Here is a 15,749-nt window from a genome sequence, read left to right on the forward strand (position 1 = left end):
GTGTCGTCCCTGGGCCTGGACGTCAGCGTCGTTGCGCGGCCAGCGCGCCGGTGGAAGTCGGGGAGACCAGTGTCACCCCGTGGTAGAAGGTCACGAAGGGTTCGCCTTTCGCATCGAACCCCAGAGAAAGGTTGCTCAGCGGCTTATCGCCGTGGGCGGCGATCCACTCGATCGCCTGTGCGCGCGACGTACAGCGCCACTCGCGAGCCAGCGACAACAAAAGGCCCGCCAGTTCGCCCAGACGTATCTCGGCCGGATGTAGATGCAGATTGAGGGAATCACGACCGGTATCGCGACCCTGGCGCCGTTCCTCGATCCTCACGGTCAACGGTGGCCAGGGCTTTCGTGCCAGCGCGTGGCTGACCTCGAGCTGTTCGATCACGTCACCGACGAGCGGGGGCATCGCCGCAAGCGTGCTCGCCAATGCATGGCGCACCGCCTCGGCGCTCTCGAGCAGGACATAGTCGGAGACACTGGCGTCGACGCCAGGGCGCCACTTCCACGCCTGGTACAGCGGGAAGCGACGCCCCGGCAGGGCCTTGTCCGGCAGCGGCGCTTCCCAGTACACCTTGGTGGTCGCGGCCTCCAGCCCGAGATGCAGATAGTGCGCCATCGTCTGCGTCGACAGTCCGGCGACGAAGGCCCTCCGGTCGCCAGGCGCCAGCGCCAGCGACTCCAGCAACCCCTCGAGGCGCACCGCAAGATCGTCGGCGTCAACGCCCTCAAGCGGCACACTGTAGAGCCTGCGCTGATGCGCCCATCGGGCGGGAGAGCACTTGACCGAGCGCTCGGCACTGTAGGGACGCGCGAGGCTATCGAGCCAGGACTCGATCAACGCCAGACGCTCGGCGAAGGGCCGGGGTTCAGTGCTGGAAGGCAAGGAGGTCCATCCGGTCATTCATATGGGCGTCGATCTCCGCCAGGTCTTCGCCATTGATGACGCCGGCGGCATGCTTCAGCCGCAGCACGCTGATCAGGTAGTCGTAGCGCGCACTGGCAAGTTCGCTGCGGGCGAAGAACAGATCGCGCTCGGCGTCGAGCAGTTCGAGCACCGGCATGACACCGGATTCATAGGCCACCTGGCGGTATTCGACGATGCGCTGGTTGGCGGTCAAGGACTCGCTGAGCGCCCTGACCCGGGACATGGCGGTGACGATACCCTCGAAGGCCGCACGTATCTCGCGGTCGAGTTCGCGCCGCACCTGTTCGAGTCGAGCCTGCCCTGCCTCGATCAGACGGGTTCCTTCGCGCACCTCCGACGACACTCGCCCACCGCTGTAGACCGGCACATCGAGGCCGACCCGAATGGTCTGGGTCTCGACCTCGCTGCCGCCGCCGAACAATGAGCCCTCGGTCTCGTCGTTGTCGTAGTCGAGACTCAGATCGAGGGTCGGATAGTGACCACCACGACTCACCTTGACCTGCTGATTGGCCACTTTCACCGCCAGCCGTGCGGCTGATAGACGAGGATTACGCTGCATCGCCAGCTCGATCCAGGCCTCGACTGACGACGGTTCCGGGCTTGCCAGGGTCAGGTCCTCATCGACCAGGCTAAGCTCCACCGGACGCACGCCGCTGACCTCGGCCAGGGCATTGAGGGCATCGCGCAGACGGTTGGCCACGTCCAGCTCGCGCGCCTCGACCTGCAGAAAGCGCGCCTGGGCGTCGAGCAGATCGATCTCGCGAATCAAACCGTCCTCGAAACGCGCCCTGACCTGCTCGAGATTGGTCTGGACCTGCTTCTTTTCGGCCTGCAGGAAACTCAGGTTTTCCGACAGGGCGAGTACCGCAAAGTAGCGTTCGGCCACCCGCAGGTAGAGATCCTGGCGCGAGACCTCGAGCTCGGACGCGGCCTGCTGGATCTCCAGCTTGGCCTGGCCAAAGGCCGCCCAGCGCGAATAGTCATAGATCGACTGCTCGAGCGAGACACCGTAGACGGTGGTCGGGTAGGACGTGCTGCCGCTGCCGTAGACCTCGTTGTCGGTACTGACGATGTCCTGGGAGATCTCGCTGCGCTCGACATTGACATTGATCTGCGGCAGCAGCGCTGAGCGCGCCTGATAGTAACGCTCATCGGTGGCCTGCTTACCATGAAAGTCGGCCTGAAACTGAGGATCGCTGTCCACCGCGAGCTCGTGAAGTTCCAGCAGACTTTCTGCCAGCACGGACGGAGCAAGCAGGCACGCCCACCCGCCCAACGCCAGGCCGAACGCAAGCTTGTTGAGATGCATGATGATTTTTCCCCTGCGCACCGGTGGGACAAACACCGGCATTGCGCAACTGCTTTGTAATATTTTATTAACAACGGATGTACGATATTACCCACATCTTTTGTAGGAACACAGCTCCTATCTACTCTTTTGCAGGCAACATGATCAACGCAGTATCGACGCAGTAGGAAACCACATCGCAAAAGATGAGAAAGTTCATACTCGCTATCGCATTCCGCCACCGAAGGGAATCGGGTAACACATTGAAACCTGGAAAGTTCCGAAATTACGCGGGACAAGAGACCATCTTCAGGTACACGGGAGCGGCGGCAGTCATGCGCCAAGCAGGTTGCTTCAAGGCCTGGCAGCCGCTGCCACCTCAGCCCAGCCACCTGAGATTACCCAACCACCCACACTGATCCTTTAAGACTAGACCGAAAGAACGAGCAAAGTCCTACGTCAGCGATGACAACGCCGCACCTGGCGACACCTGGGCGCTATTCATCCAGGCTGGCAATGCGGTTGCGACCACTACGCTTGGCGCTGTACAGGCGCCGGTCGGCGCGCTCGAACAGCGGTGCAAACCCCTCCCCCTTGCGATACTGGCTGACGCCTATGCTGATGGTGATGCGAATCGTCTGTCCATCCGACAGGGTGATTTCCCCCCCTTCCACCGCGCGACGCACCCGCTCGGCCGCCTTGATCGCCTCGGGCAAGGCGGTGCGCCGCATGACCACCACGAATTCTTCGCCGCCGGTGCGCGCCACCAGATCGCCATCACGCAGGCAGTTGGCTACTGTTTGCGCCAGCCAGGTGAGCACCTGGTCACCGGCCGCGTGACCGAAACCATCATTGACCTGCTTGAAGAAGTCGATATCGACCGCGGCCAGCGAGAACACCATCCCGCCACTGTCGCATTCCTCGATCAGGCGGGTGACGTGGCGATCCAGCTGGCTTCGATTGGGGAGTCCGGTCAAGGCATCGGTCATCGCCTGGTCTTCCAGCTGATCACGTTCGAGGCGAATACGCTCGACCTCCATCTCGTTGGAAATGACACGTTCGACGGCCCCGACCAGTAGTCGGACCAACTCGATGTCGACCTCGCTGAAGGCGTGCCGCCGCGCCGACGGACTGGAGAAGTTCAGCGTCCCCCAGACCTTGCCCTGGATCCGCAGCGGTGCACCGATATAGGTCTCCAGCTGAAAGTTCTCGTAGCAGGGGTGGCCCTTGACTCGCTCGTCCTGACCGGCGCGGTGGGCATGGAAGACGTCATCGGCGTCGAGGGTCAGCCGACAGTAGGTGTCACCCAGTGCAAAGCTGTCGCCGGCCCCTACTGGCGCAGTATCCGAGGCCGCCCAGCGCACCGTGTAACGCTCCCCCTCGACCTGACTGACCAGCGCGATATCCAGCCTCAGGTAGCTCAAGGCGTCACGCAGCAGCATGTCGACGATCTCTGATACACCGATATCGGTGCGATTTACCCCGGTATGGACATCCCGTAACAACTTGATCATCGAGCGATACTCGGAGACGTCCTGGATGATGGCGTAGAAGCCCATCACCTCATCTTCCACCAGGTCCGGCAGATAGTGGACCTTGAAGTAGATCTGGCGACCATCCTGGAGCACCAGGGAATCCTCGTAGCTGACCTCCTGCCCCGCCAGCGCCAGATCGAAACGTGGCCGGATCTTGGCGTAGGAGTCTGCATCGAGCACCGAAGACACCGGCTGCCCCATCAGCGCCTCGGCAGGCAGGCCGATGAAGTCGAGGTAGGCACGATTGTTGAAACGGAAGCAGAAGTCGCGGTCGACGTAGGCCACCATCACCGGCAGGTGGTCGGCCATCCGCGCGATGACACCGCGGCTTGCCTTCTGCCGAGCCGACAGTCGCAGCACCAGCCCACCATCGGCCAGGCGACAGCAGCTACCATCGCCCAGTTCCAGCGGCATCGAAGGCTTGGCAGCGTGAGCGGCACCCCGGGAGACCCAGGCTTCAGCTACCGCCGCAGCCTCGCCAGGCAGTTCTGCCAGCCCCCGCCCGATCCAGACGTCTCCAGGCTCGCCCAGCACGCGCACGGCATCACCGACCACGTCGTGCACCTGCAACTCCGGCGTCAGGCGTACCAGCACCGTTCCGGACGACACCAATGCCTCTTCCACCCAGGCAAAACGCTCCATGAGGACATCTCCTTGCGTAAGCCCTGCCCTGGACCGGCAGCAGGTCAATACCCTGGCGGCTCGCATACCGTCTTCTCTAGCCTATGAAAAGATGCTTATAGATGCCGGATTATTTCGCTTGCCCGCTTCCACGTTATGCTGGCGTCGCCGACACCGCCGCGGGAGCTGCCCATGAACCACCAGGACCTTGTCGCCATCGAACACGCCCTGACGCTGGCCAATCGCGGGGATACCAGCTGGCTGTGCACGCGCCTGGACACCCCTGCTCCCGCCTTCCCCCACCTGAGCGTCACCAGCGATGCCGATGGCCCCAGGTACGCCGGACAGCCCATCTTGCTGACCCAGGCCCGGGACGGCGGCGCCTGCCTGGTCAATATCGACAACAACGCCAACGATGGCACCCCCTGCCTGGTCGAGCGCCTGTCACCGAGCAGCGAGACCCTGGTGCACCTGGAGGTCATCCATGCAACGCTCGCCGGCCAGCCATCGCTGATTCGCCGCGTCAGCCTGGGCAGTACGTCCATGAACCTGCAGCGACCCACGCCAACCAGTCCGCTGGTCCAGATCGGCGACGACGTCGTCGAGGTGCTGATCCAGCCGGCCTTGCGTCTGGTGCTGACCGGCCACTCCCCGGTCAATGCCGACCTGGCGCGCCAGGGACAACGGCTCGGCTTCGAAGTCATCCTGTGCGCCCCGGACTACCCCGACACGCATCACTCGACAGCGCCCCTGCCGGCAGGCGTCGAGTTCCAGCGCGCGCCCGCAGCTCCCTTCCTGCGCGGCGGCGGCGGGCACCGACGCACCCTGGTGATGGACGCCACCGACGCCTCGACCATTGCGCGAGCGAGCAGCGAGGCCTGCTGTCATGGCTATCTGGCGATGGCTGACATCGATCCACGCCGGGCGGCGAACTGGCTTTACGATGGCTGGCACAGCCTGCGCACCTCGCCCACCGTCTGACGCCCCGTCGCTGCGGCCAAAGCGCCAATTGACAGCCATCGGAGGCGGTCCTACGCTGTGCGCATTCCTGGGGGAGCCTGACGGCTGAGATTCCGCATCACGCGGTAACCCTTTGAACCTGATCCGGGTCATGCCGGCGAAGGGAAGGATGGTTGCGTTATCTCCTCTTTCTTCCTGTCCGCCGCTCGTCCCGCCTGTCCACCGGTCCCTGCGGACAACGACAAGAAAGAGGTCTTCTTTCGATGATGCTCGATCCCACCTGGACGGCGCTGTGGCTTCTGCTGTGCGCCGCCATCTTTGCCATCCCCGGCCTGATCTATGCCCGACGTCGTCAGGGCGGCCTGGATGACTACATCTCGGCTCGCAACAGCCAGAACACCCGCGCCACGGTGTTGACCCTGGTGGCCACCACCCTGGGCACCTGGATCCTGTTCGGCCCCGCCCAGGCGGCCACCTGGGGCGGCATCGGCGCGGTACTGGGCTATGCGCTGGGTTCCATGGTCCCGCGCCTGGTGATGATCCCGCTGGGACGACGCATGCGTGAGCTGATCCCCGAAGGCCACGGCCTCACCGAGTTCGTGATCCATCGCTACGGGCGCACCATGTACGCCTTCACCCTGACGATCATGCTGTTCTATCTGTTCATCTCGCTGGCGGCAGGCCTCACCGCAATCGCCCATATGGTCACCCTGCTGGCGCCGATCCCGCTGTGGCTGACCGCCTGCGTAGTGATGATCGCGACCCTGCTCTACACCTTCTATGGCGGCCTGCGCACCACCATCTTCACCGACAAGGTACAGATGCTGGTGATCCTGCCGTTGCTGGCGCTGCTGCTGGTGTTCGGCTGGCAGGCCGCCGGCGGCGTCGCGCCGACGCTCGAGGGCCTGCAGGAACGTGCGCCCCAGTTGCTGGATGTCACCGATGCCGGTGGCCTGCGTGCCGGTCTGACGTTCTTTATCGCAGTGATGCTGACCGGCCTGTTCTACCAGGGTACCTGGCAACGCATCTACGCCGCCCGGGACAGCAAGGTGCTGCGGCGGGGCTTCTGGATCGCAGGGCTGTTCAACTTTCCGGTGATCGTGCTGATGGGCCTGTTCGGCCTGGCCTTCGTCGGCCTCGGGCTCGAGGGAGACGGTTCGGTGGCGCTGTTCAGCGTGCTGCTGTCCGAGGTGCCTCTGTGGTTCGCCCTGGCCTTGATTCCGCTGGGTCTGGCCCTGGTGATGAGCAGCGCCGATACCACCGTCAACGCCACCTCCAGCATCATCGCCGTCGACATGCATCGGCTGCTGCCCCAGGCCAGCGAAGCCACCCTGATGCGCCTGGCACGCTGGCTGATCGTCGCCGCAGCGGTGCCGGTGACCTGGGTGGCAGCCCAGGGCTACAGCGTGCTCTATCTGTTCCTGCTGGCGGACCTGCTGTGCTCGGCGGCGGCCTTCCCGGTGTTCTTCGGTCTATTCAATCGCCGCTACGACGGGCGCAACGCGGTCCTCAGCACCGCTGCGGGCCTGGTCGCCGGCCTGGCGATGTTCCCGTCTCCCAGCGGCGGTACCGCCACCCTGCTGGAATCCTTCCTGCTGGCGGCCTTCGTGCCGGTGCTGGTCTCGCTGGTGCTGATGAAGCTGCTGCCATCCCGCCAGGACTATGACTTCACCCGCATGGGCAGTCTGGTGCGGCGTTTCCAGAGCTGACACCGCCACGCTGACAGCCTGGCAAGGTGGGATAAAAAACAGCGGGACGTGCTGACGCGTCCCGCTGTTGTCGTTTCCAGGCCTGGCGATCAAGGGCCCTGGCAGTTCCGGCTCATCAGCGCCCGGGACGCGCCAGCCCCAGGTGGTCGCGCAGGGTGCGGCCCTGGTACTCGCGTCGAAACAGCCCGCGGCGCTGCAGTTCCGGTACCACTTGTTCGACCACGTCCTCGATGCTGTCCGGCAGCGACGGCGGCATCAGGTTGAAGCCGTCCGCCCCGCCCTGCTCGACCCAGCGCTGCATCTCGTCGGCGATACGCTCCGGGGTGCCGACCATGGTGCAGTGGCCGCCACCGGCGGCGAGCCGTCCCAGCAACTGGCGCAGCGTCGGTCGTTCGCTCTCGATGATCCGGAGAATCGTGGCGTAGCGCCCCTTGGGCCCGCTGAAGGCCTCCAGTGGCGGCAGCTCGGGTACTGGGGCATCCAATTCCCAGTCGCCCACGTCCTGACCGATGAACTGACTCAACTGGCGCCGGGAGCTGTCCACCGGCAACAGTTCGTCGAGCTCCCTCTGCTTGCGTCTGGCCTCCTCTTCGGTGGAGCCGACGTAGGTGACGAGCCCCGGCATGATCGCGACCTTCGGTCTGCCGGCGGCCTTTACCCTGGCCTGAAGATCGCTGTAGTAGGCCTGGGCGGAGGGCAGATCGTAGGCCACCGCGTAGATGGCCTCGGCGTAGCGCGCGGCCAGGTCACGGCCCTGATCCGAGGCGCCGGCCTGGAACAGCACCGGGTGGCCCTGGGGCGGACGCGGCACCGTCAGCGGGCCATCCACCAGAAAGTGCTCGCCGTGATGGTGAACGGGTCTGACCCGGCTGGCGTCGACGTAATCGCCCTGGCGATCCCTCACCAGGGCGTCGTCACACCAGGAGTCCCACAGCGCCAGCACGGTATTGGCGAATTCCTCCGCCCGGGCATAGCGCTCGGCGTGGCTCGGCATGGCCTCGAGCCCATGATTGCGCGCCTCGCTGTCGAACATCGAGGTCACCAGGTTCCAGCCCAGGCGTCCGCCGGAGATATGGTCCAGCGAGGCCAGCATGCGCGCAGCGTGAAACGGCGTATAGAAGGTGCTGGAGACGGTCGAGATCAGCCCGATGTGTTCGGTGGCCCGCGCCATGGCCGCCAGCATGGTCAGGGGCTCCAGGGTCCACAGCGGACCGTCGGCGACGTTGCCCGCGGCGTGACCATCGGCGAAGAACACCGCATCGAAGCGACCCCGCTCGGCGAGCCGCGCCAGTTCCTCGTAGTAGCGGATATCGGCCAGGCGCTCGACGCTGGAACGGGGATGACGCCAGGCCGCCTTGTGGTGGCCACAGCCCATGATGAACAGATTGAGGTGCATGCTGGCCATCAGTCCTTCACCAGTCCGCCGTCGACCACCAGGTTCTGGCCGGTGACCGCTCGCGACCAGGGCGAGGCGAACAGTAGCGCAGCGTCGGCAAACTCTTGCGGCGTGGTCACCCGTCGCAGCGGTGTGCTGGCGGCGATCAGGTCGAACACCGCCTCCGGCGTGGCGCGGGAGGCATCGGTGGTGCGCAACAGGCCCCCGGAGATCATGTTCACGGTGATGCTGTCCGGGCCCAGATCGTGGGCCAGGGTGCGCGTCAGCGACAGCAGCGCCGCCTTGGCGGCGGTGTAGTCGTGGTAGGGCACAACCGGGTTCTGGAACAGGTTGGTACCGATATTGACGATGCGACCAAAGCCGGCCTCACGCATGCCGGCAAGCGCCGCCTGCACCGTGTTCAGCGCCCCCCGGGCGACGCCCTGAAGCTGATGATCGAGGTGCTCCCAGGTCAGCTCGTCGGGACCGGGGCGGGCGTCGCCGTTGAAGGCGAAGTCCGGCAGCGCATTGTTGATCAAGGTGGTGACCGGCGCACCGAAGTGCTCGCGGGCACGCGCGAACATGGCATCGACGGCGCTGCGATCACAGACGTCGGCGGCCACTGCCAAGGCTTGCTCGGGATAGTCGGCTACCAGCGCGTTGGCGCCCTCTTCGCTGCGTCGATAGTTGACCACCACCCGCGCGCCCTGCTCGAGGAAGCTGCGCGCCAGGCTGACACCGAGGCCACGTCCGGCGCCGGTGACGACGACCAGCTGGCGGGAAATAGGAAGCGCGGGCGGGCTTGCGGAGGTAGCGCGTGAGGCGTCGGAAAGGGTCATCTGGCGGGTCCTTGGTCGAGGCGAGGAACGCACGCCGACCCCTGGACTGACGACTGCGCTGACATCCCTTCGCCGGTATGAACTGGATCAGGTTCGACGGGTGTTTCTCAGCCCCGCTATCGTGCGGGACACCCCGTGCCATGCGCCTTCGACCTTAGCCCATCGGCGCGGGGCGGACAAGCCGCGCAGCACCTGGAACATCACCGCAGCCAGGGCATGCAGATGGGCGCTTCAGATCCGACGGTCAGCCCGGTGCCTGGACGGCTTGCATCAAGTCACTTCCTTCCTCTCCCGCCCGATTGACCCTGGTCGAGACCGGCCATGCCTCGAAGGCGCCAGCGGGTAGATGCCGCACCGTCTGGCGCATGACGTCGCGATCACTCAGGGCAGGATCGAGCCAGGGTTCAAGGCTGCCGTCGTCCAGCGCCAGCGGCATCCGAGCGTGCACCTGACTCGCGCAGCCCCGGGCGGGTTCGGTAAGGATGGCAAGGCCCGGCCTGCCGTCGGCCCTTTCACTGAAGATTGCCGCCAGCCACAGCGGCGCGCGATCTTCACGACATAAAAAATAGGGCTGCTTGCCGGCCTCGCCCGGCAGCCACTCGTACCAGCCGTCCGCCGGCACCAGGCAGCGATGGCGAGCAAAGGCCCCACGAAAATAGCGCGAGGTGGCGACCTTCTCCACGGTGGCGTTGATCGGCTCCGGCGCCCCGGCCTGGGCCCAGTGGGGTCGATAGCCCCACCACATCGAGGTAAAGGAAGGTACGCCCTCCCCGTCCATGGCGAGCGAGGTGATCCAGGTGCCCGGCGCGACATTGTAGCGAGGTGGCGGCTCCTGCTCGGGCAGGCGCGGCGCCACCGGCAAGCGCATCAGCGCCGCCAGCTGAGCAAAAGGTGTGTAACAGGCGAAACGGCCGCACATGGATACCTCCTTTACCGGACCCTGCAGGATCAGCCTAGCACCATCTCTTGCGTCCACTCAGGCCACCTGTGCGCGCTACAGGTTAGTCATCTGCGAACGTTAAGTTTTCGCTAAGCTAGGCAGCCTAGCCTTGCCATCAACTCCTCTTTCAAGGACGCGATGACATGGCCCCGGCAATCGCAGCATCGGCCTCGAAGACGACAGCCCACACGGATGCTCCCGAGCCGAACATGCCCTCCGGCCTGTGCTGGGCGTCCCCGGAGCGGCTGGGTGAGGCAAACGCCTTCATCTCCGACGTCTATCGTCTCCATCACAATGCCTCCATCAGCAACCCCTACCAGCGCTTGCTGACACTGCGAGACCCCCATGGCGCGCTGGTCGCCACCACGGGGCTCAGGCGTGCCGATGAAGGCCCTCTCATGGTGGAACACTACCTCGAGGCACCTGTCGAGATGGTGCTCGCCACTCGTGGCCTCTGCGACCTTGCGCCGCCGCGCCACCAGGTCATGGAGGTCGGCGCCCTGGCCAGCGCATCGCCAGGCGCCGGCCGACGGCTGATGCTGTCGCTGGTGGTGGTGCTCGAGCGACTGGGTATCGACTGGCTGGTGGTGACCGCGTCCAGGGACGTGCGCAACGGCCTCGCCCGGCTCGGCATCGAGATGCACACGATCGATCGCGCCCATCGCCACTGCCTGGACAACCCTGTGGACTGGGGACGGTATTACGAGCGGGACCCCAGGGTCGTGGTGATTCGCCCCCTCGAGGTGTCCAACAGCATGCGCGCCACCCCGCTCGGCGCTTTGCTTCTCGCCGGCGCAGCACAGCTTGCCCCGGAGGCGGCAGATCCCGTACCGGGGCTACCCCATGTCCACGCCTGCTCCGCGGCCGGGGACATGCCCCATGGATAGGCTACACCAGCGCCTGCGCCAAAGGGCGAGGCTGTCGCCGGATGCGGAGAGCCTGATCGGGCAATCCCCGGATGGCGCCGACATCCGACTTACCGCCCGGCAACTGGAGGCCGCCACCGACGCTGTCGCGCACCAACTCGAGCAGTCGGGCGTTTCCCACCTGGGCCTGCTGGGTCACAACTCTCCTGGCTGGCTGGTCGCCCAGCTCGCTGCCTGGCGGGCTGGCCTGCCGATCACCCCGATACCTGCATTTTTCAGCGAACAACAGCTCAACCACCTGCTCGATACCACCGGGCTGGACGGGCTTCTGATCGCGCAGGACAGCCCGCTGGACGCCTGGCTGCCCTCCGACTGCGCAAACGACTTCAAGCGCCAGCCACTCGACGCTCCGGCCGGCCTGTCCATCGCCTTGTTCCGGCGCCCCTCGACACCCGCACCACTGCCGGACGGAACGCGACTGATCACCTTTACCTCCGGTACCACCGGCACCCCCAAGGGGGTCTGCCTGTCCGGGCCTCATCTCGAGTCGGTCATCGAAGGGCTGGAACAGCGCCTTGCAGGTGTTCCCCTCCATCGTCACGGCGTGGTGCTGCCCATGGCGGTGCTGCTCGAACATCTGGCCGGCGCACTCTTCGCGCTCTGGCGGGGAGCCGCGATCGTTATCGATACGCCCGATCTTGCCGGGCTCCATGGCAGCGGTACGCTAGACCCCGACCAGTGGCAACGCTGGCTGGCCAAGCGCCGACCCGACAGCCTGATTCTGGTACCGGCGCTGCTCAAGGCGCTAACTCACCTGGCCTCACATCATTCTGCGGCAAACGGTTGGCAACAGGTGTTGTCGCTAGTCGCCGTGGGCGGGGGCCAGGTGCCCCGCCGCCTGCTCGAACAGGCAACCCAGTTGGGACTCCCTGTCGCCCAAGGCTACGGCATGTCCGAGATGGGCTCGGTGGTCTGTCTAAGCCGCCCGGACGAGCCCCAGGATGGCCGTGTCGGGTGCCCCCTCAAGGGATTGCGCCTAAGCACCGATGAGCAGGGGCAACTGCTGGTCCACGGTCGTCGCATGCTGGGCTATCTGGCGTCCGATCATCAGGTTCCGTCACCCGAGATGCCCTGGCCCAGCGGAGATCTCGGTCACCGCCTGGCGGACGGTCATTGGCGCCTGGACGGGCGTCAGCGCAACGTCATCATCCTGTCGAACGGACGCAATCTCTGTCCCGAGTGGCTCGAGGCGGAGCTCGAGCTCATCGACGGTATCGATCGTGCCTTCGTCTTCGGCGAAGGCTTGCCGGGGGTGCTGGCGCTCCTTAGTCCTTCAGCCGCTATCCAGCCCCCCCGCCTGGAAGCCCACATCACCGCGCTCAATCAGCGCCTGCCCGACTACGCCAGGGTCCGCGGCTGGCAGTCGTTGATGCGGCAACTGCCAGGCGTCGCCGAGCCGCTTTCGATCGCCAGCAACGAACTGACCGCCAACGGACGCCTGCGCCGGGCCAGCATTCAGCTCCGCCGTCGCTGCGACATCGAGCGGCTTGTCGCCAGAACCTTCCCCGGCCATGAGCAGGTGTCAGCAGCGCTTTCCTCCGCCGCCGACGGCCTCCCTTCATACCCACAGGAACCCCCACCCCCATGAACACGCTGACCGATACCCCGATCGTCACCTCGCCACCTGTCGACAACGGCAAGCCCGACGGTTTCTACCGCCACCTGCTCGCTGCCACCGAAGACGAACGCCAAGCCTTGATGGGAGGGGAACTGATCGGGCGCGCCCAGGGCGGCAAGATCACGCTGCCCGAATATCGCGCCTTTCTCGCCCAGGCCTATCACCATGTGCGTCACACCGTCTCACTGATGATGGCCTGCGGCGCCGAGTTGTCCGCTCCGAACTTCGTGCTGCGCGACAACCTGCGCATGGCCATCGCCGAGTACATCGACGAGGAAAAGGGCCACGAACATTGGATACTCGATGACCTCGAGTCCACCGGCGTCGATCGGCACCACGCGCGTTCACGCCCACCGCTGTTCGAGACGGAATGGATGGTGTCCTACGCCTACGACAGCATCAGACGGCGCCATCCGCTGGCCATGTTCGGCATGGTACTGGTGCTCGAGGGTACCAGCACCTCGGCGGCCAGCGCCGCCGGCAGGGCCATCCGCGATAGTCTGGGCCTGACCGATGACGCCTTCCACTACCTGTTTTCCCACGGCGAACTGGACATCTCCCATATGGCCTTCTTCGCCGAACTGATGGACACCATCACCGACACCGAGGAGCAGGCCCAGATCGTCCATTCGGCCCGCGCCTTCTATCGCCTCTATGGCGCGGTCCATGACGCCGCCCTGCGAGACGCCGAGCACTGGACGGACGAAGCGCTGGAGGCAAACTCATGCCATCACTGAGCGAGCGCAGGATTCTGGTGACCGGCGCCACTGGCGGCATCGGCTCGGCGCTGGTGAAGCGGCTTGACGCCGAAGGCGCCAGCCTGTGGCTGGCAGGGCGTGATGAGGGCAAGCTCAGCGCCCTGGCGGGCGAGCTTGGCAAGGCTGCCTCGAGACACACCCTCGTCGCTGGCGTCGATCTGACCACCGCGATGGGCCGCCAGCGGCTACTCGACCAGCTAAGTCAGGCAGCACCCGAGCAGCGCCCTTCGACGCTGGTCCACCTGGCCGGCATCAATCATCTCGGCTGGTTTCGCGAAACCTCGCCAGACGACGTCATCCGGGTGCTCGATACCAATCTGAGCTCGACCCTGCTGCTGACCCAGGCCCTGCTGCCTTTGTTTCTCGGCCAACCCAGCGCTAACCTGCTGTTCGTGGGCTCACTGCTGGGGCATATCGGCCACCCGGGCTATGTCGCCTACTGCGCCAGCAAGGCCGGCCTCAAGGGCTTCGCCGAAGCGCTGTCCCGGGAACTCGAAGACACCTCGGTCCAGGTGCAGTACCTGGCCCCCCGCGCCACCCGGACCGCCATGAACGGCCCCGACGCCGAGGCCATGAACGAGGCCCTGGGCAATACCGTGGACAGCCCCGAGCGCGTGGCAGATGCCATCATCAAGCAGCTGACAAGAGGCCAGCGTCGCGCCGTCCTCGGCGGCAAGGAGCGCCTGTTCGCGCTGATCAACGCCATCACCCCCACGCTCGTCGATCGCGCTATCGCCCGGTCCCGAGCCGATATATCCCGCCAACTGGATCCCCCTGCGCAGGTTGTCCAGGACTGACCAGCAGACGTCCTTATCGCCTTGACCCTTGTGCTGCACAAGGGTTTTAGTCTGTGGTGAAGATGCTCGAACTTGCATAGTAGTGACGGAAGCTTCAGGGGCCACCACCCTGGCCTGTCTGGGCTTTTCTCAACCACCACAGGGAGAGGAAATGAGCACGAACACAGCAAGCCCGGCGCAGCGGGCCTCATCCAGCACTGCCCGCCTCTATCGTATGAAGACCGCGGAGCACCTCTGCCCCTTCGGCCTCAAGACCTTGTCGCTGCTCAAGCGCAAGGGCTACCAGGTCGACGACCACACCCTGACATCACGTGAAGCCATCGACCGCTTCAAGCAGGAAGCCGACGTGGACACCACACCCCAGGTGTACATCGGCGACGAGCGCATCGGCGGCTACGAGGAACTGCGCCGCTACCTCGGCATGAGCGTGCCCGGCGACAAGGAAGTCAGCTACCGTCCTGTCATCGCCATCTTCGCCACGGCCCTGCTGATCGGCCTGGCGGTGGGCTGGGTGTCCGGCCAGTCGCTGGTCTCAGTGCGCACCATCGAGTTCGCCGTCGCCTCGGCCATGGTTCTGCTGGGCCTGCAGAAACTGCAGGACGTGGAAAGCTTCAGCACCATGTTCCTGAACTACGACCTGCTGGCCCAACGCGATGTACGCTACGGCTACATCTACCCCTACGCCGAAACACTGGCCGGCATACTGATGCTGGCAGGCAGCCTGATCTGGATCGCCGCGCCTGTGGCCCTGTTCATCGGTACCGTGGGGGCCATTTCGGTGTTCAAGGCGGTCTACATCGACAAGCGCGAACTCAAGTGCGCCTGCGTCGGCGGCAACAGCAACGTTCCCCTGGGCTTCGTTTCCCTGAGCGAGAACCTGATCATGCTGCTGATGGGCCTGTGGATGCCGGCCAAGGCACTTCTGATGTAGAGCGCGCCTGATCTGGCCGTTCCAGACGCGTAGCAAAAACCCGCCAGGTATTGCCTGGCGGGTTTTCTCTGGCACGATGCAACGTTTATTCGAAGCCGACATGCAGACTGTAGCGACCACTGTTTTCATTGGCGCTGCCAAGCACACTGCCTCGCACTTCAAGCTCATAGTTTCCGGGAGTGACAGGCTCCTCCAGCAGGAAGTGGCCGTTGTTGTCCGCGTCGCTGGCCACCAGCTGCCCCGCGGGGGAATACAGCCTTCCCTCGATACTCATCGACTGACTCGAGTCGCTGGCAAGATGTTCACTGCTGACGACGATCATTCCTTCCTCTTCGATCGGCAACCGGTAACGCACGGGTGCACCACGAAGCTGTTGGGTGGCAGACACACCTTGCCGCAAGATTTCGGCTTCCTGCGAATGGCCCTGCGCAGCCCATACCGGTAGAGAAACGCCCACGAGGACAGCTACACCCATCATGTGTTGCCACAATTTCATAACGATTACCTCCTTTGAATGTTGGCACCTTCAT

At 64.9% G+C, this 15,749-nt stretch carries 14 protein-coding genes and 2 riboswitches; of the genes, 7 read left to right on the top strand and 7 right to left on the bottom strand.

The annotated features are described in order from the left end of the window. Nucleotides 1–22: 22 nt before the first annotated feature. The 3 genes from NFI08_RS10500 to NFI08_RS10510 form a co-directional block, all read right to left on the bottom strand. Nucleotides 23–880 carry a hypothetical protein gene (locus NFI08_RS10500; protein ID WP_349589207.1) on the bottom strand — a complete coding sequence of 286 codons (858 nt, stop codon included), beginning with the start codon at nt 878–880 and terminating at the stop codon, nt 23–25. Beyond that, nucleotides 864–2,231, bottom strand: a complete 1,368-nt coding sequence (locus NFI08_RS10505) for a TolC family outer membrane protein (protein ID WP_349589209.1) — start codon at nt 2,229–2,231, stop codon at nt 864–866. The genes NFI08_RS10500 and NFI08_RS10505 overlap by 17 nt, the downstream gene beginning before the upstream one ends. 476 nt (nt 2,232–2,707) lie before the next feature. Further along, entirely contained in the window at nt 2,708–4,387 is a 1,680-nt protein-coding gene (locus NFI08_RS10510; protein ID WP_349589211.1) for a sensor domain-containing diguanylate cyclase, read from the bottom strand. Between the two features lie 171 nt (nt 4,388–4,558). On the opposite strand from NFI08_RS10510, the gene NFI08_RS10515 reads away from it, so the two are divergent. Both NFI08_RS10515 and NFI08_RS10520 read left to right on the top strand, forming a co-directional pair. Then, nucleotides 4,559–5,347, top strand: coding sequence for a hypothetical protein (locus tag NFI08_RS10515; protein WP_349589213.1), 789 nt, complete (start codon nt 4,559–4,561; stop codon nt 5,345–5,347). A gap of 59 nt (nt 5,348–5,406) precedes the next feature. Next, nucleotides 5,407–5,509, top strand: a riboswitch (TPP riboswitch). Between the two features lie 80 nt (nt 5,510–5,589). Continuing rightward, entirely contained in the window at nt 5,590–7,035 is a 1,446-nt protein-coding gene (locus tag NFI08_RS10520) for a sodium:solute symporter family protein (RefSeq protein WP_108449909.1), read from the top strand. 115 nt (nt 7,036–7,150) lie between these two features. Here NFI08_RS10520 and NFI08_RS10525 read toward each other — a convergent pair whose 3' ends face one another. The 3 genes from NFI08_RS10525 to NFI08_RS10535 all read right to left on the bottom strand — a co-directional run bounded on the left by NFI08_RS10525 (nt 7,151) and on the right by NFI08_RS10535 (nt 10,168). Beyond that, nucleotides 7,151–8,440 (bottom strand): LLM class flavin-dependent oxidoreductase, encoded by a 1,290-nt coding sequence (locus tag NFI08_RS10525; protein WP_349589215.1) that lies wholly within the window; start codon nt 8,438–8,440, stop codon nt 7,151–7,153. Then, nucleotides 8,440–9,249: a 3-oxoacyl-ACP reductase gene (locus NFI08_RS10530; RefSeq protein WP_349589218.1), complete on the bottom strand. Its 810-nt coding sequence runs from the start codon at nt 9,247–9,249 to the stop codon at nt 8,440–8,442. Before NFI08_RS10530 ends, NFI08_RS10525 begins: the two co-directional genes overlap by 1 nt. A gap of 47 nt (nt 9,250–9,296) precedes the next feature. Next, nucleotides 9,297–9,395, bottom strand: a riboswitch (TPP riboswitch). Nucleotides 9,396–9,493: 98 nt separating this feature from the next. Further along, nucleotides 9,494–10,168, bottom strand: coding sequence for an SOS response-associated peptidase (locus NFI08_RS10535; RefSeq protein WP_108449906.1), 675 nt, complete (start codon nt 10,166–10,168; stop codon nt 9,494–9,496). Between the two features lie 164 nt (nt 10,169–10,332). Here NFI08_RS10535 and NFI08_RS10540 point away from each other — a divergent pair, with 164 nt between their 5' ends. The 5 genes from NFI08_RS10540 (at nt 10,333) to NFI08_RS10560 (ending at nt 15,219) form a co-directional block, all read left to right on the top strand. After that, on the top strand, nt 10,333–11,076 hold the full coding sequence (locus NFI08_RS10540) for a thermostable hemolysin (RefSeq protein ID WP_349589221.1): 744 nt from the start codon (nt 10,333–10,335) through the stop codon (nt 11,074–11,076). Beyond that, complete coding sequence (locus tag NFI08_RS10545) at nt 11,069–12,703, top strand: AMP-binding protein (RefSeq protein ID WP_162816534.1); 1,635 nt, start codon at nt 11,069–11,071, stop codon at nt 12,701–12,703. Before NFI08_RS10540 ends, NFI08_RS10545 begins: the two co-directional genes overlap by 8 nt. Next, nucleotides 12,700–13,470 (top strand): iron-containing redox enzyme family protein, encoded by a 771-nt coding sequence (locus NFI08_RS10550; RefSeq protein ID WP_108131729.1) that lies wholly within the window; start codon nt 12,700–12,702, stop codon nt 13,468–13,470. The genes NFI08_RS10545 and NFI08_RS10550 overlap by 4 nt, the downstream gene beginning before the upstream one ends. Next, nucleotides 13,458–14,288, top strand: coding sequence for an SDR family oxidoreductase (locus tag NFI08_RS10555; protein ID WP_108449903.1), 831 nt, complete (start codon nt 13,458–13,460; stop codon nt 14,286–14,288). The genes NFI08_RS10550 and NFI08_RS10555 overlap by 13 nt, the downstream gene beginning before the upstream one ends. Nucleotides 14,289–14,439: 151 nt before the next feature. Beyond that, the gene (locus NFI08_RS10560) at nt 14,440–15,219 is read left to right on the top strand and encodes a glutaredoxin family protein (protein ID WP_205254735.1); all 780 of its coding nucleotides are present in this window, start codon (nt 14,440–14,442) and stop codon (nt 15,217–15,219) included. 85 nt (nt 15,220–15,304) lie between these two features. Here the strand turns inward: NFI08_RS10560 and NFI08_RS10565 are convergent, their stop codons facing one another. Further along, nucleotides 15,305–15,715, bottom strand: a complete 411-nt coding sequence (locus tag NFI08_RS10565; protein ID WP_124802262.1) for a hypothetical protein — start codon at nt 15,713–15,715, stop codon at nt 15,305–15,307. Between the last annotated feature and the right edge of the window lie 34 nt (nt 15,716–15,749).

This window comes from Halomonas sp. EF61 (assembly GCF_040147045.1).
Classification (GTDB): Bacteria; Pseudomonadota; Gammaproteobacteria; order Pseudomonadales; family Halomonadaceae; genus Halomonas; species Halomonas litopenaei.

What these genes read in the sequence shown, in the direction of transcription:
- NFI08_RS10560 (WP_205254735.1), top strand. Translation starts at nt 14,440, where the DNA reads ATGAGCACGAACACAGCAAGCCCGGCGCAGCGGGCCTCATCCAGCACT.
- NFI08_RS10515 (WP_349589213.1), top strand. Translation starts at nt 4,559, where the DNA reads ATGAACCACCAGGACCTTGTCGCCATCGAACACGCCCTGACGCTGGCC.
- NFI08_RS10525 (WP_349589215.1), bottom strand. Translation starts at nt 8,440, where the DNA reads ATGGCCAGCATGCACCTCAATCTGTTCATCATGGGCTGTGGCCACCAC.
- NFI08_RS10510 (WP_349589211.1), bottom strand. Translation starts at nt 4,387, where the DNA reads ATGGAGCGTTTTGCCTGGGTGGAAGAGGCATTGGTGTCGTCCGGAACG.
- NFI08_RS10545 (WP_162816534.1), top strand. Translation starts at nt 11,069, where the DNA reads ATGGATAGGCTACACCAGCGCCTGCGCCAAAGGGCGAGGCTGTCGCCG.
- NFI08_RS10505 (WP_349589209.1), bottom strand. Translation starts at nt 2,231, where the DNA reads ATGCATCTCAACAAGCTTGCGTTCGGCCTGGCGTTGGGCGGGTGGGCG.
- NFI08_RS10530 (WP_349589218.1), bottom strand. Translation starts at nt 9,249, where the DNA reads ATGACCCTTTCCGACGCCTCACGCGCTACCTCCGCAAGCCCGCCCGCG.
- NFI08_RS10565 (WP_124802262.1), bottom strand. Translation starts at nt 15,715, where the DNA reads ATGAAATTGTGGCAACACATGATGGGTGTAGCTGTCCTCGTGGGCGTT.
- NFI08_RS10535 (WP_108449906.1), bottom strand. Translation starts at nt 10,168, where the DNA reads ATGTGCGGCCGTTTCGCCTGTTACACACCTTTTGCTCAGCTGGCGGCG.
- NFI08_RS10550 (WP_108131729.1), top strand. Translation starts at nt 12,700, where the DNA reads ATGAACACGCTGACCGATACCCCGATCGTCACCTCGCCACCTGTCGAC.
- NFI08_RS10520 (WP_108449909.1), top strand. Translation starts at nt 5,590, where the DNA reads ATGATGCTCGATCCCACCTGGACGGCGCTGTGGCTTCTGCTGTGCGCC.
- NFI08_RS10555 (WP_108449903.1), top strand. Translation starts at nt 13,458, where the DNA reads ATGCCATCACTGAGCGAGCGCAGGATTCTGGTGACCGGCGCCACTGGC.
- NFI08_RS10540 (WP_349589221.1), top strand. Translation starts at nt 10,333, where the DNA reads ATGGCCCCGGCAATCGCAGCATCGGCCTCGAAGACGACAGCCCACACG.